This window comes from Ruegeria sp. CDSA020, assembly GCF_059612345.1.
Map to the genome: position 1 here is coordinate 1 of NZ_JBXWQK010000006.1, position 13,377 is coordinate 13,377.

12 protein-coding genes and 1 tRNA gene are annotated in these 13,377 nt (G+C 57.0%); 6 read left to right on the forward strand and 7 right to left on the reverse strand.

The annotated features are described in order from the left end of the window. Positions 1 to 2: 2 nt before the first annotated feature. Positions 3 to 77 (forward strand) — tRNA-Glu (locus AC2FJW_RS11525). A 5-nt stretch (positions 78 to 82) separates the two neighbouring features. Here AC2FJW_RS11525 and AC2FJW_RS11530 read toward each other — a convergent pair. From AC2FJW_RS11530 to AC2FJW_RS11560, 7 genes are read right to left on the reverse strand one after another with little or no spacing between them, the layout of a single operon-like run. Further along, complete coding sequence (locus AC2FJW_RS11530; protein ID WP_496750130.1) at positions 83 to 1,924, reverse strand: V-type ATP synthase subunit A; 1,842 nt, start codon at positions 1,922 to 1,924, stop codon at positions 83 to 85. Further along, positions 1,921 to 2,613, reverse strand: a complete 693-nt coding sequence (locus AC2FJW_RS11535; RefSeq protein ID WP_281994823.1) for a hypothetical protein — start codon at positions 2,611 to 2,613, stop codon at positions 1,921 to 1,923. The genes AC2FJW_RS11530 and AC2FJW_RS11535 overlap by 4 nt, the downstream gene beginning before the upstream one ends. 1 nt (position 2,614) lies before the next feature. Further along, positions 2,615 to 3,292, reverse strand: coding sequence for a hypothetical protein (locus AC2FJW_RS11540; RefSeq protein WP_142634693.1), 678 nt, complete (start codon positions 3,290 to 3,292; stop codon positions 2,615 to 2,617). Further along, on the reverse strand, positions 3,292 to 3,735 hold the full coding sequence (locus tag AC2FJW_RS11545; RefSeq protein WP_281972343.1) for an ATP synthase subunit C: 444 nt from the start codon (positions 3,733 to 3,735) through the stop codon (positions 3,292 to 3,294). The genes AC2FJW_RS11540 and AC2FJW_RS11545 overlap by 1 nt, the downstream gene beginning before the upstream one ends. Beyond that, the gene (locus AC2FJW_RS11550) at positions 3,732 to 5,528 is read right to left on the reverse strand and encodes a V-type ATP synthase subunit I (protein ID WP_496750131.1); all 1,797 of its coding nucleotides are present in this window, start codon (positions 5,526 to 5,528) and stop codon (positions 3,732 to 3,734) included. Before AC2FJW_RS11550 ends, AC2FJW_RS11545 begins: the two co-directional genes overlap by 4 nt. Next, entirely contained in the window at positions 5,525 to 6,130 is a 606-nt protein-coding gene (locus AC2FJW_RS11555; RefSeq protein ID WP_496750132.1) for a V-type ATP synthase subunit D, read from the reverse strand. Before AC2FJW_RS11555 ends, AC2FJW_RS11550 begins: the two co-directional genes overlap by 4 nt. After that, positions 6,108 to 7,469 (reverse strand): V-type ATP synthase subunit B, encoded by a 1,362-nt coding sequence (locus tag AC2FJW_RS11560; protein ID WP_282021390.1) that lies wholly within the window; start codon positions 7,467 to 7,469, stop codon positions 6,108 to 6,110. The genes AC2FJW_RS11555 and AC2FJW_RS11560 overlap by 23 nt, the downstream gene beginning before the upstream one ends. Before the next feature lie 319 nt (positions 7,470 to 7,788). Here AC2FJW_RS11560 and AC2FJW_RS11565 point away from each other — a divergent pair, with 319 nt between their 5' ends. The 5 genes from AC2FJW_RS11565 to AC2FJW_RS11585 all read left to right on the forward strand — a co-directional run bounded on the left by AC2FJW_RS11565 (position 7,789) and on the right by AC2FJW_RS11585 (position 13,372). After that, entirely contained in the window at positions 7,789 to 9,528 is a 1,740-nt protein-coding gene (locus tag AC2FJW_RS11565) for an ABC transporter substrate-binding protein (RefSeq protein WP_496750133.1), read from the forward strand. A 62-nt stretch (positions 9,529 to 9,590) separates the two neighbouring features. Then, positions 9,591 to 10,640, forward strand: a complete 1,050-nt coding sequence (locus AC2FJW_RS11570; protein WP_142634705.1) for an ABC transporter ATP-binding protein — start codon at positions 9,591 to 9,593, stop codon at positions 10,638 to 10,640. A 1-nt stretch (position 10,641) separates the two neighbouring features. Beyond that, the gene (locus AC2FJW_RS11575) at positions 10,642 to 11,718 is read left to right on the forward strand and encodes an ABC transporter ATP-binding protein (protein ID WP_496750134.1); all 1,077 of its coding nucleotides are present in this window, start codon (positions 10,642 to 10,644) and stop codon (positions 11,716 to 11,718) included. Beyond that, complete coding sequence (locus AC2FJW_RS11580) at positions 11,715 to 12,578, forward strand: carbohydrate ABC transporter permease (protein WP_496750135.1); 864 nt, start codon at positions 11,715 to 11,717, stop codon at positions 12,576 to 12,578. The genes AC2FJW_RS11575 and AC2FJW_RS11580 overlap by 4 nt, the downstream gene beginning before the upstream one ends. After that, the gene (locus AC2FJW_RS11585; protein WP_142634711.1) at positions 12,575 to 13,372 is read left to right on the forward strand and encodes a carbohydrate ABC transporter permease; all 798 of its coding nucleotides are present in this window, start codon (positions 12,575 to 12,577) and stop codon (positions 13,370 to 13,372) included. The genes AC2FJW_RS11580 and AC2FJW_RS11585 overlap by 4 nt, the downstream gene beginning before the upstream one ends. The last annotated feature ends 5 nt before the right edge of the window (positions 13,373 to 13,377 follow it).

Here is a 13,377-nt window from a genome sequence, read left to right on the forward strand (position 1 = left end):
GTGGCCCGTTCGTCTATCGGTTAGGACGCCAGGTTTTCAACCTGGAAAGAGGGGTTCGATTCCCCTACGGGCTACCATTTCTTCACACACCGAACTTTTCCTGACACAGGGCCTGCACCTGTCCCCAGACAGATTTGAATTCCGGCGTGTTTTCGGCGGCATAGTGGAAGTTCTTCATCAATCCCGTAAGCTGAGTGAAGACCTGGCGCACCTCGGCCTTGTCGGCGAACTGCGCGGTGGATTGAGTGACGCCATAGACCAGTTTGAACGTCATCTTCTGACGCTCTAGCGGCACCGACGCATCCACCGGGTCAAAGGCATCCTGCTGCAGATAGACCATGTCGACAAACAGCGCCTTTTGCTGAGTCACAAAATCCTCGATCGTGACCCCTTCCTCGCCGGTCACCTGCATCATCTGGTCAACCTGTTCACCCCTTTCGATCAATGCCAGCAAGTCGCGCACTTTGCCTGTCCATCCGGCCTCGGCGTTGGTGTCGTACCAGTCCGAGAGCTGTTCCAGATAACGCGACCAGCTGAGCATCGGATCGACCGCAGGATAGAACCGCTTATAGGCGCGTTCGGACGACAGGCCGAGGAAACACTTCACCGTGGACAGCGTCGATTGCGTGACCGGTTCATCAAAGTTCCCACCTGCCGGTGACACGGTCCCGATCAGGGTCAGGCTGCCGGTGTCCCCATCATTGGTCTTCATCGCTCCGGCCCGCTCGTACAGCCCTTTGATTGAGCTTTCCAAATAGGCGGGAAAGCCCTCCTCGCCGGGGATTTCTTCCAGTTTGCCCGATGTCTCGCGCATCGCTTGTGCCCAGCGGCTGGTACTGTCCGCAATCAGCAGCACATCGTACCCCATCTGACGGTAATATTCGCCCAGAGTGATTCCGGTGAATATAGACGCCTCGCGTGCAGCTACGGGCATCGAGGAGGTGTTGCAGATGATGATCGTCCGGTCCATCAGACTGCCGCCAGTGGTCGGGTCGGTCATCTTCGGGAATTCCGCAATCGTCTCGACAACCTCACCAGCGCGTTCACCACAGGCCACCACGATCACGATGTCCACCTTGGCGTTGCGTGCAACCAGGTTCTGCAGCACCGTCTTGCCTGCGCCGAACGGACCGGGAATACAGGCCGTCCCACCGCGGGCAATCGGAAAGAACGTGTCGATCAGGCGCTGAGAGGTCAGGACAGGTTCGGTTGGATAGAGCCGCTCGGACAAGGTGCGTTTCAGAACGTTTTCCGGCAAAGCCCGCCGTACCGGCCATTTCTGCGACAGGGTCAGCGTGTGCTCACCCCCCTGTGCATCTTCAAGCCGCGCCACGATATCATGGATCATGGCCGCACCCTTCTGAACCCAAATGACTTTGTAATCCCCAACCCAATTAAAGGGCAGCATGATCTTATGGGTGAAATGCCCCTCGGGCACCGCCCCGATGCTGTCGCCTGCAGTGACCGTGTCGCCCACCTTGACCGATGGGGTAAACGACCACTTTGCCTGAGTGTCCAGCGGCGCCACGTCCGCCCCACGCGGCAGAAAGGTTCCGAATTCTGCCGCCACTTTGGCCAAAGGCGACTGCAAGCCGTCAAACACCTGCCCCAACAGCCCAGGACCAAGTTCGACCGAGAGCAGCTGCCCGGATTGTTCGACTGGGTCGCCCACGGCGACGCCATCAGTGCTTTCGTAAACCTGCACATCGGCAGTGTCGCCCCGCACCCGTAACACTTCGGCTTTCAGACGTTCCTGACGTCCACCGGGGCCGGGCCGCGTGGGCAGAATGAAAACGACCTCATTCTTGACCAGCTGTCCGGGATGGCCTGTGGCATCAGGGTTCGCCTGAATCTGTACCAGCCCTTCCTGTACCGAGACGACGCGGGCAGTAGAGGTCTGCGTGGCGGAGGTTGGGGCTGTCATGCGCTTACTCCCTCAAAATCCAAGTCGATCGCACTTGCCATGGCGTGTTGCGCCAGTTTCTCAAAGCGCGTTGCCGCGTCACGCGCATTGCTTTGCGCCCAGCGATCAAAAATATTCCAGATCAGAACATAAATCGCCACGGCTTCGAAATCGAACAGATGGCGCGCGGCGTAGCGTTTCAGTTGCTTATGGCTGACCGACAAAAGCAACCGTTCAAGCCCCAGGGGGTCATCGACATCCAGCAAGTGTTTGGCTTCTTTGATCCAGGGCATTGGGGTTTCCAGCCGAAAGGCAGGGTCGCCCCAGTTGGCTGGAATGTGTCGGCTCCAGCGTCCAATGCCATAGACGCCACTAGGTGCAGCACCCCCCTGTTTGCGCAGGCGCAGCGCGGCAACCGCCGTCCTCAAATCCATCCGTTCCATGAACAGCTTGCGCAAGGTCGGTTGTGGAATGTGCCGCAACGCTTCTTTGCATCGCTCAATGGTCTGTGCATCCGTGACGTTCATATCATAGTTGTTCCAGTTTAGAGCGTGTTCCATTACCTCCAGAACCCGCGCATCCGCTGGTGTCAGCGCCCGCAAGCGCCGGTCCAGCCTGAGCCGCGACAGCGGAGGTTGTTTGGCGATGAACAACCGTTCCGAACCCGGCAAGCTGCTGATCAGCGCGATATAGGCGTCAGGGTCCGACATGTTACCGGATCACACCTTCCAAAACAGCACGAAAGCGCGGCTGCAAATGTTCCATTAACAACGAGGCGACGGCCTTATCGGTCAGATCCAGAACAACCCCCTGTTCATCAGCCCGGATGCGGATGCCATTCTGGGTGTCATCCGCGCTGTGCAGCTCAACCTGTTCCTTCAGCATTTCAGCCGTCAGTCCCAGAACGTAACGCGTCAGCTTTCCCGACTGAATATCATCGGCGTTCTGTTTGATGTCATCCTGAGTGGCGACCCTGGGGGGCAGTATGACCTGCGCGGGCCCTTCCAGTCTGGCGTCTGACGCGGCGCGACCGACGACTTCAAGGATCATTTGTTTCAGCAGTTCAGGATCAGTCATTTCTTGGGTGACCAGCCGTTCAACATCCTTGCGGAATCGATCTGTCAGACCGGCCTTCATTGTAAGCACCGCATCACGCATCGCTGTGTTCAGCGCCTCTTCTCCGGCTGTGCGATAATTATCCGCCTCGGCACGGGCCTTTTTCCGATACTCATCTACGTCGCGCTTGGCATCGGCAAGAATTTTGGCCGCCTCGGCTTTGGCATCAGCGCGCAGCTTGTCTGCATCGGCCTGACCGGCAGCCACACCATCGCTGCGCAGCTTGTCGATCAGCGCATCCACCCCATGCGAAATCATCCCGTCCTGTGCCATCAGCTAATCCCCGCGCTGATGACCAAAGCAAAGACAAAGGCAAATACGCCAAAGCCCTCGATGATTGCAGCCGGCGCAAGTGCCAGGCCAAAAATCTCGGGCTTTTCCTTGGTTGCATTAATCGCTGCAGCACAGGCCCTTCCCTGCCAGATGCCGCAATACATCAGGGCGATGCCCGACAGGATACCGATCCCGAACAGCCCGCCTGCATTTTCAGGCGTCACATCGCGGTTCAGCGTGAACATGATGACGATGCCGTAGATCACCATCGTCGATGGAAAGGCCGACACGCCGATAAACCGGCCATACCCGCCTTCGGTTTCCGTCATCGCTCCGATACTGGCCTGTCCAGCAATGGAACAGCCAATCGCGCTTGCTGCGGCGCCCAGCGCCATGGGGGCATAGATTCCCAACCAGCCCAATGTAAGTACAAGCTCATTCATTCCTGAACCTCCTTGCGGGCGAACGGGCGAAAGACGATGCCTTCATCCGGCAGGCCCCATTTAAAGAATTCGATGTAATTGAGACGTAATCCGTGAACGACGCCGCTCATCATGGCGAGCGCGAAATTGAGGATATGCCCGGCGATCAGGATCAACACTCCGAACAGAAGGCCCAGCCCTTTCAGGGACTGCATCACCGAGACCGCCAGATCGTTGAACGTGATCGCCAGCGAAGCCGAGGCCAGCCCCAGCGCAAACAGGCGCATGTAGCTAAGCACATCGCCAAAGGCCCCCATCGCCCCGGCCAACCCCTGCACGCCCTCTATCAGGCGCCACAGCCAGTCAGAGGGTTTGGCAATCTCGCGCTCGCTGGTGAACAGAAGGATCGCCAAGGCCCCAGCGATCATGATCGCGGCCCCCGGTGCAGTTGGTCCGCCTTTCATATAGCTCAGCCACAGTATGAACCCGCCGATCAACACCGCGATCCAGCCAAGATTGGCAACGGAACTGCGCCGCCCCCAAGACGCGCGTGCTGCAAGCGCATTCGCCAATATCAGGTGCAGAACGCCGACCACGATTGAAATCATCATCATCGAGTCGAAATTGTTCAGGTCCAACAGCTTGAGTTTCCCCCAGATCGTGCCCGAGGCCGGGGAAGCGCCAAAATAGCTTCCAACCAAAATCCCGTATAGGACCGTCGCGCCCGAGATGATCAGACCATAAAGCCGCCACGATCTTTTCGCCGGTGTATTGTCGAGACGTTTCCAGAAGGTCAACAGCCCCAGCAGGATAACCAGGCCATAGCCGGCATCCGCAACGATCATCGCAAAGAAGATCGCGAACGAGACGGACACGATTATGCTGGGGTCCCATTCTCGGTACCCAGGAACCTGATAGAACAGGGCAAGGTCTACCGCTGCACTGCGATTTTCCGGCTGCTCAAGCAGCGTCGGAGGCATCTCGTTCGGGCCCGGGTCTTCGATCAAAACAGCGGCGTTCTGCGAATTGGCCATGTCCAGGACAGCCTCGACCTGATCGCTGGGCACCCAACCCTGCAAGGCAAACACTTTGCCTTCGTCGCGGACCTTTTGCGTGGCATGGGCCAGTTCGGCTGCGCTTTCGGCGGCGGCAAGATTACGCCGCATCAACGTCAGAAAACGGGTCTGCCCGATACGCTCGGCTTCCAGCGCCTCAATGGCGATTTCGGCCTCTTCCAGCTGAGCTTCAAGCTCGTGAATGGGCAACGAACCCGTATGGGTGCGCGGCACTGGAAGGATGTCGTCTTCGGGATCTTCCGGGGCGATCAGAACGGCGTAGAGAAACCGGTGATCCTCTTGCAGGATGGCCCAGGGCAACTGAAGCTCCGCCAGTGCCTCACGGTGCTTTAGCGGCAGTTGATAGAACCAAAGCCGGTTGCCTGCCAACACATCACTCGGCGGAAAATCCAAATCTCCCCACGGGCGCACCTGAGCGATCCGGTGGGATAGAAAATCCCGGTGGTCGGTCATATCCCTTATGCGCTGCATCAAGTCCAGGACTTCACCGACGAACTGGTCCATATCAAAATCAGAATCGCGCCGAACCTGACGGCGCGTTTCCGACGATTCTTTCAAAAACCGCAATGCTTTATACGCATCTCGGGCTCCACGCTCGTTGATCCGCTCTAGCTCTGCCGGCGGCGGTGCCAAAGGTAAAACATGCATGCATCCCAATGTCTGCAGCGCGCCCAGAGTGTCCCCCTTGTTCGCGGCGCGGCCGACCAAAGACAGTTTCTTCAGCCTTGCAACACTCATGCCGCAACCTCCTTCGCATGTTTGCGTTTGGAGATTTTCGAGCGCACAACGGATTGCATCTGTTCATCGCTCAGATAGATGCGGATTTTCTTGATGTTGGCCCTGGCGCGCGGGATCAACACCTTCTCGAACAGATTGACGCGCTGGGTGATCGTGGCGACTGATTTGTCAAAAATCCTAACCCTTTCTTCGGCCACTTTCACGCGCAATCGGGCTTCGATCATGTCATGCAACAAAAGCGCCACTGCATCCACCCAATGTGGCTTGGCCAAAAGGGAATACGGACGTACCGCGACCTCGATTCGGTCCAGATCGGGCATGGTAACGCCAACAACGTTGACCTTCTTCAGCCGGTAATCCTTTAGTTCGACCAACCCTTCCAGGTCGACACCTAGTTGCGCCAGCATGGGCAGCTTTTCCCCGACCTGCTGTGCTAAGCGCGTCACCTCCTCCTGCAGGTACTGCACATTTTTACGTGCCTTGGCCCGTTCAGCCATCAGTTGCTGACGCTTCAGGTCCAAAGACGGCAAGAACCGCTCATAGCTTTTCAGCTGCGTCTGCTCGCGCGCAAGCGACGATTTATTCAGCTGCAACCGCGCCATGTGCATCCTTTGGGAAGTATTTGTCGATCAGATCCTGCTTCATCAGCAACTGCTCGGGGGCAAAGCATTCAGCTAGTGTCTTCCATCCCAGATCTAGCGCATCCTCCAGCGGGATCGAGACGTTGATGTCCATAAAGCGTTTGCGGAACAAAGCGCCGAATTTCAGCAACTGGTTGTCATAATCCGATAGGTCAAACGCCATGGCCTGTTTCTGCGCGGCATCTCGGCTTTCGGAATAGAACCGAATCATCGTGTTCATGATCTGGCCGTGGTCTTCGCGCGTGGTCTTGCCGATTACATTCTGCTTGAGGCGCGACAAACTGCCGAACGGGTCGATCACCCCGGAATGCAGGTAAAACTGGCCTTCAGTGATATATCCGGTGTTGTCCGGCACCGGATGCGTCACGTCATTCCCGGGCATGGTTGTGACAGTCAGCACAGTAACCGATCCACCTTTGGCATAGTCGCAAGCTTTCTCATACCGTCGTGCCAGTTGCGAGTAGAGATCGCCCATATATCCACGCTGCGATGGGACGCGCTCCTGACTGATCCCAACCTCTTTCATCGCATCGGCATAGGCGGTCATATCCGTCAGCAGGACCAGAACACGCTTGCCCTCTTCCACAGCGAATTTCTCGGCAACGGCCAGCGCCATATCCGGCACCAGCAGGCGTTCTACCAACGGGTCCATGGCCTGATTGACGAACATCACGGTCCGCGAGAACACGCCCGCATCCTCGAACGAGGTTCTGAACGTGTGGTAGTCGTCAAAAATCAGCCCTAGCCCGCCAAACACAACAATATCCGCATCCGCCTGAATGCCGATGCGGCTGAGAAACGCGTTGAACGGCTCGCCGGATACCGAAAATATTGGGATCTTCTGGCTTTCGACCAGCGTATTGAACACGTCGATCATCGGCACATCCGTGCGAATCATCTTGTTGGGAACCGACCGCTCAACCGGATTCACCGTCGGTCCCCCAATGTCGATGCGCGGTTCGGCAGACAAATCCGGACCGCCGTCAATCGCCTCGCCTGCGCCGTCAAACACCCGGCCCAGAATATTGGCCGAATACGGGGTTTGCATCGGATGACCAAGGAACGTTGCTGTCGCCTCGGTCGAAATCCCCTTGGTACCCGAGAACACTTGCAAGGTTATCACATCGCGGTCGATGAAGATGACTTGTGCCAGCGTTCTGTGCCCATCGACAGTTTCGATCACGGCCAGATCGTTGAAACGCACCGTCGCGTCAGCGGACCCGTCACTCGGAACTTTTATCTTTAGCGTATCCCCCACGATCTCGAGAACGCGGGTAAATTTCAGAAGACTTCGGGACATTTCCGATCCTCATAGCCTGAAAACTTGATTGAACTCAAATCGTGCAGCAAACGGTCACAAAAGTCTGCTTTTCAAATGGACCCGCATCACAGCGTCTGCCGAAAAACCATGCGCGCGACCCTGCATTCAAGGGGTCTGCGAACTGAAATTAATGGGCAAATGGTGCTTTAAAACATGACATAAATCAATTCATTTTCAGAAATTTATACCGGTCATCACCTCAATTACTAAAAATTTAGTTTGACACGCAGGAGGCAAATCGCTGATGCTGATCGTCATCCGGTCTGCGCCGGATCACATTATCTTTGGGAGGAAACAGATGCGGAGACATCTACTTTCCGCAGTGGCGGCGGCTGCCGTCATTGCGGGGCACGGTCCCGTTTGGGCCGACGAAGCCGCAGCACAACGCTGGATCGACGACGAATTCCAGCCATCAACCCTGTCGAAAGACGAACAGATGGCCGAGATGCAATGGTTCATCGAAGCTGCACAGCCTTACAATGGCATGGAAATCAACGTCCTGTCCGAAGGCATCCCTACGCACTCTTACGAATCTGAGGTTCTGACCAAGGCGTTCGAAGAAATTACCGGCATCAAGGTCAATCACCAGATTCTGGGTGAAGGCGAAGTAGTTCAAGCCGTTCAAACCCAGCTGCAAACAGGTCGGAACCTGTATGACGGCTACGTGAACGACAGTGACCTGATCGGCACCCACTCGCGTCTGCAGTTGGCGTATCCGCTGACCGACATGATGGGTGGCGACTGGGCGGGCACGACCTCTCCGACGCTGGATCTGGATGACTTCATGGGCATTCAGTTCACCACCGGTCCGGATGGCAAGCTGTATCAGCTACCTGATCAGCAGTTTGCGAACCTCTACTGGTTCCGCAAGGACTGGTTCGACGATGAGGCAAACAAAGCCGCGTTCAAAGAGAAGTACGGCTATGATCTGGGCGTTCCGGTCAACTGGTCCGCTTACGAAGACATCGCCGATTTCTTCACCAACGATGTGAAAGAAGTCGACGGTACCGCGATCTATGGCCACATGGATTACGGCAAACGCGCACCTGACCTGGGTTGGCGTATGACCGACGCGTGGCTGTCGATGGCTGGTGCTGGCGACAAGGGTGAGCCGAACGGTATCCCCGTTGACGAATGGGGCATCCGCATGGAAGCGGGCACTTGTAACCCTGTTGGCGCATCTGTGTCGCGCGGTGGTGCTGCAAACGGTCCGGCTGCGGTCTATGCGATCCGCAAATGGGACGAATGGCTGCGCAACTATGCGCCTCCAGGTGCCGCGTCTTATGACTTCTACCAGTCGCTGCCGGCGCTTAGCCAAGGCAACGTGGCCCAGCAAATCTTCTGGTACACCGCCTTTACCGCCGACATGGTGAAGCCGAAGTCCGAAGGCAACAACACCGTCGACGACGAAGGCACACCGCTTTGGCGGATGGCGCCGAGCCCGCATGGCCCCTATTGGGAAGACGGTCAGAAGGTTGGGTATCAGGACGTGGGATCCTGGACCTTCCTGAAGTCGACCCCGGCGGATCGTGCTCAGGCGGCTTGGCTCTATGCCCAGTTCGTGACGTCCAAGACGGTCGACGTGAAGAAGTCCCACGTGGGTCTGACCTTCATCCGCGACAGCTCGGTCAACCACGAGTCGTTCACCGAACGCGCGCCCAAGCTGGGTGGTTTGGTCGAGTTCTACCGCTCGCCTGACCGTGTGGCATGGTCGCCCACCGGCATCAACGTGCCGGATTATCCGAAGCTGGCCCAGATCTGGTGGCAGCAGATTGGTGACGTGAACTCGGGTGCCTTCACTCCGCAAGAAGCGATGGATCGTCTGGCCGAAGAGATGGACATCACAATGGGCCGGATGCAGGCCGCGGATGAAAGCGCCGGTGTCTACGGCGGTTGTGGTCCGCGCTTGAACGAGCCGCAGGATGCGTCCTTCTGGCTGGAAAAGCCGGGTTCGCCAAAAGCCAAGCTGGAGAACGAAAAGCCGCAAGGCCAGACCGTCAACTATGACGAACTGGTTCAGCGCTGGCAGTCCAAGTAAGCGTAAACTCGTAGGCCGGGCTCAGACCCGGCCTACCCCCAAATACCCCCAGAGAACACCAGATGATCGAACTTCAAGACGCGACCAAACGGGTCGGCAACGTCATCCATATCAAACCCACGAATCTGACGCTGCAAACAGGCCATTTCAATGTGTTACTGGGTGCCACCGGTTCCGGGAAAACATCACTGATCAAGATGATGGCCGGACTGGATCCGATCGCCGCAGGCAAAGTCCTGATGGACGGTCAGGACGTGACTCGGCTGAATACGCAGAAGCGTAAGATCAGTCTGGTGCACCAGTTTTTCGTCAATTACCCCCATATGAGCGTTTTCGACAACATTGCCTCGCCCCTGCGCGTAGCAGGCATGGCGAAAAGCGAAATCGAAGGCCGCGTGGAAGAGGCCGCTGATCTGCTGCAGCTGCGCCCGATGCTGCAGCGCCGCCCGCACGAGCTGTCGGGTGGACAACAACAACGCACCGCTTTGGCCCGCGCGATTGCCAAGGAAAGCCGGGCCGTGTTCCTTGATGAACCCCTTGCCAATCTGGACTACAAACTGCGCGAAGAGCTACGCGAGCAACTTCCTGATCTTTTTGCCGGACGCGGGGCCGTTGTGGTCTATGCGACATCAGAACCGGAAGAAGCATTGCTGCTCGGTGGTCATACCGCTCTGATGGCAGACGGCCGGGTCACCCAATTTGGGCCAACCGCTGATATCTACCGCAATCCGGAAAACATCGCTGCCGCACGTGTGTTCTCGGATCCGCCCATCAACGTCGCGCATATCACCGTCTCGGGTGCGCAGGCGCAACTTGCAGGGGGCGGTGGATGGGCCGTCACCGGCATCGCAGACGGTGAATACACAGTTGCGGTACGCCCGCATCGCGTGACGCCATTCCGCACATCGGACGCAGATGTAGAATTGACCGGGCGTGTGATCGTGACCGAGCTATCCGGATCTGACTCCAGTGCGCATTTCCAACATGGGAACGACGCATGGGTTTCATTGGCGGCGGGCGTACATCCCTATCAGGTTGGCGAAGACCATAGTTTCTATATGAATCCGGCCCATTGCCGGTATTTCGGCCAAGACGGCAAAAGGGTGGCCTGACATGGCACAGATCAAGCTTTCAAACCTTCGACACAGCTATTTGCCATCGCCGCAAGGCCCCGAGGATTATGCGCTGAAGGAAATCGACGTCACTTGGCGCGATGGTGGGGCCTATGCGTTGCTGGGGCCATCGGGCTGCGGCAAGTCTACGCTGCTGAACATCATCTCGGGCCTGCTGACACCCTCCGAGGGGCAGATCCTGTTTGATGACCGCGACGTGACCGCCCTGCCCCCTGATCAGCGCAACATTGCGCAGGTTTTTCAGTTTCCAGTGATCTACGACACGATGACCGTAGGCGAGAACCTAGCCTTTCCTCTGAAAAACCGGGGCGTTGACGCGGCAACCATCAAGCGGCGTGTTGATGAGATTGCCGAAATGCTGGATGTCGCGGATATGCTGGGCACCAAAGCCTCTGGCCTGAGCCCGGACAACAAGCAAAAAATCTCGATGGGGCGCGGACTAGTGCGCGATGACGTGAATGCGGTGATGTTTGATGAGCCGCTGACCGTGATCGACCCGCATCTGAAATGGAAACTGCGGTCCAAGTTGAAAGAGCTGCACCAGCGCGTAAAAGCCACAATGATCTACGTCACCCACGACCAGACCGAGGCGTTGACTTTTGCTGATGAAGTCGTGGTCATGCAGGATGGTGAAGTGGTTCAGATCGGTACGCCGGTTGAACTGTTCGAGCGGCCTCAGCATACATTCGTTGGTCACTTTATCGGCTCGCCCGGCATGAATGTCTTACCCTGCGAGACTAAGGGCGATCGCGCTATTTTCGAAGGGCATGAGGTGGCCTTGGAAGGTCCGACCCATGGTGAAGGTGGTCGCACCGATCTGGGAATACGCCCGGAATATGTAGGCTTCGGCCAATCCGGCATACCGGCACATGTCACCAAAGTAGCCGATATCGGGCGCCATTACGTGGTCAGTGCCATGGTTGGGAACACGCCGATCAAGGCCGTCACCGAACACAATGCGCCCGAACAAGGCTCGATGGTCTTTCTGCAATTCAAACCCGAGCAGTCCCGCGTCTATCGCGACGGCTGGATCGCAACGCAGGAGCGGGCCCAATGAGAACAATAAACCAAAGAGCATGGTTCTTTGTCCTGCCGGTTCTGGCACTGGTCGCGTTCAACGCGCTGGTGCCAATGATGACGGTGGTCAACTACTCGGTGCAGGAGACCTTCGGCAATAACCAGTTCTTCTGGGAAGGGCTGGGATGGTTCGAACAAATCCTGCGCTCCGACCGTTTTCAGGCCGCTTTGGGGCGACAGTTCCTGTTTACCTTCATGATCCTGATCATCGAGGTGCCGCTGGGCATCATTGTTGCCCTGTCGATGCCGCGCAAAGGCTTTTGGGTGCCGGTCTGTCTGGTGCTGATGGCTCTGCCGATGCTCATCCCCTGGAACGTCGTCGGCTCGATGTGGAACATCTTTACCCTGCCCAAAATCGGCCTGCTGGGGTATTTTCTGAATGACGTGCTGGGCATCAATTATGACATGACACAGCAACCATTGTCGGCTTGGATCACTGTCATCGTCATGGATGTCTGGCACTGGACTTCGCTGGTGGTTCTACTGTGTTACGCGGGCCTGGTTTCGATCCCGGACGCCTATTATCAGGCGGCCAAGATCGACGGTGCAAGCCCGTGGTCAGTGTTCCGGTATATCCAGTTACCCAAGATGAAGACGGTTCTGACAATCGCCATCCTGCTGCGGTTCATGGACAGTTTCAACATCTACACCGAACCCTTCGTTTTGACTGGCGGGGGTCCCGGAAACTCGACCACCTTACTGTCGATCGACCTTGTGAAGATCGCGCTGGGACAGTTCGACCTTGGCCCTGCGGCTGCGATGAGCTTGATCTATTTCGCCATCACACTGCTGGTCTCATGGGTCTTCTACACTCTGATGACAAAGGATGACGCCGAATGAAAAAGCGCTCCCTCATCCCGATCCTCTATATCGCGTTCCTGATGCTGCCGATCTATTGGCTGGTGGCGATGTCCTTCAAGACCACGAACGAGATCCTGTCGGGTTTTTCTCTGTTCCCGCAGACCTTTACGCTGGAAAATTACATCACGATCTTCACAGACCCAACGTGGTATTGGGGCTACATCAACTCGATCACCTATGTGACGCTGAACACGGTACTTTCCGTCTGTGTCGCCCTGCCAGCGGCCTATGCGTTCTCACGCTATCGGTTCCTAGGGGACAAGCAGTTGTTCTTCTGGCTGCTGACCAACCGGATGGCACCGGCTGCGGTGTTCGCCTTGCCGTTCTTTCAGCTCTATTCGTCAATCCAGTTGTTTGACACCTATCTGGCGGTGGCGCTGGCGCATACGCTGTTCAACGTGCCGCTAGCGGTGTGGATTTTGGAAGGGTTCATGCGTGGCATCCCCAAAGAGTTGGACGAAACCGCTTATGTCGACGGGTATTCCTTCCCGCGCTTTTTCGTCACGATATTCCTGCCAAATATCAAAGCGGGTGTAGGCGTTGCGGCATTCTTCTGCTTCATGTTCTCATGGGTCGAAATGCTGTTGGCCAAGACCCTGACAGCGGTCGAGGCCAAACCCATCGCTGCCGTAATGACCCGAACCGCGTCCAGCGCCGGGTACGAATTGGGCCTGCTGGCCGCCGCCGGGACGCTGACCATCATCCCCGGAGCCATCGTCATCTGGTTTGTCCGCAACTACATCGCGCGTGGTTTCGCGATGGGGCGTGTATGAGGTTC

Excerpts from the sequence above, each read along its gene's own strand:
- AC2FJW_RS11530 (WP_496750130.1), bottom strand. The coding sequence starts at position 1,924 with ATGACAGCCCCAACCTCCGCCACGCAGACCTCTACTGCCCGCGTCGTC.
- AC2FJW_RS11535 (WP_281994823.1), bottom strand. The coding sequence starts at position 2,613 with ATGTCGGACCCTGACGCCTATATCGCGCTGATCAGCAGCTTGCCGGGT.
- AC2FJW_RS11540 (WP_142634693.1), bottom strand. The coding sequence starts at position 3,292 with ATGGCACAGGACGGGATGATTTCGCATGGGGTGGATGCGCTGATCGAC.
- AC2FJW_RS11545 (WP_281972343.1), bottom strand. The coding sequence starts at position 3,735 with ATGAATGAGCTTGTACTTACATTGGGCTGGTTGGGAATCTATGCCCCC.
- AC2FJW_RS11550 (WP_496750131.1), bottom strand. The coding sequence starts at position 5,528 with ATGAGTGTTGCAAGGCTGAAGAAACTGTCTTTGGTCGGCCGCGCCGCG.
- AC2FJW_RS11555 (WP_496750132.1), bottom strand. The coding sequence starts at position 6,130 with ATGGCGCGGTTGCAGCTGAATAAATCGTCGCTTGCGCGCGAGCAGACG.
- AC2FJW_RS11560 (WP_282021390.1), bottom strand. The coding sequence starts at position 7,469 with ATGTCCCGAAGTCTTCTGAAATTTACCCGCGTTCTCGAGATCGTGGGG.
- AC2FJW_RS11565 (WP_496750133.1), top strand. The coding sequence starts at position 7,789 with ATGCGGAGACATCTACTTTCCGCAGTGGCGGCGGCTGCCGTCATTGCG.
- AC2FJW_RS11570 (WP_142634705.1), top strand. The coding sequence starts at position 9,591 with ATGATCGAACTTCAAGACGCGACCAAACGGGTCGGCAACGTCATCCAT.
- AC2FJW_RS11575 (WP_496750134.1), top strand. The coding sequence starts at position 10,642 with ATGGCACAGATCAAGCTTTCAAACCTTCGACACAGCTATTTGCCATCG.
- AC2FJW_RS11580 (WP_496750135.1), top strand. The coding sequence starts at position 11,715 with ATGAGAACAATAAACCAAAGAGCATGGTTCTTTGTCCTGCCGGTTCTG.
- AC2FJW_RS11585 (WP_142634711.1), top strand. The coding sequence starts at position 12,575 with ATGAAAAAGCGCTCCCTCATCCCGATCCTCTATATCGCGTTCCTGATG.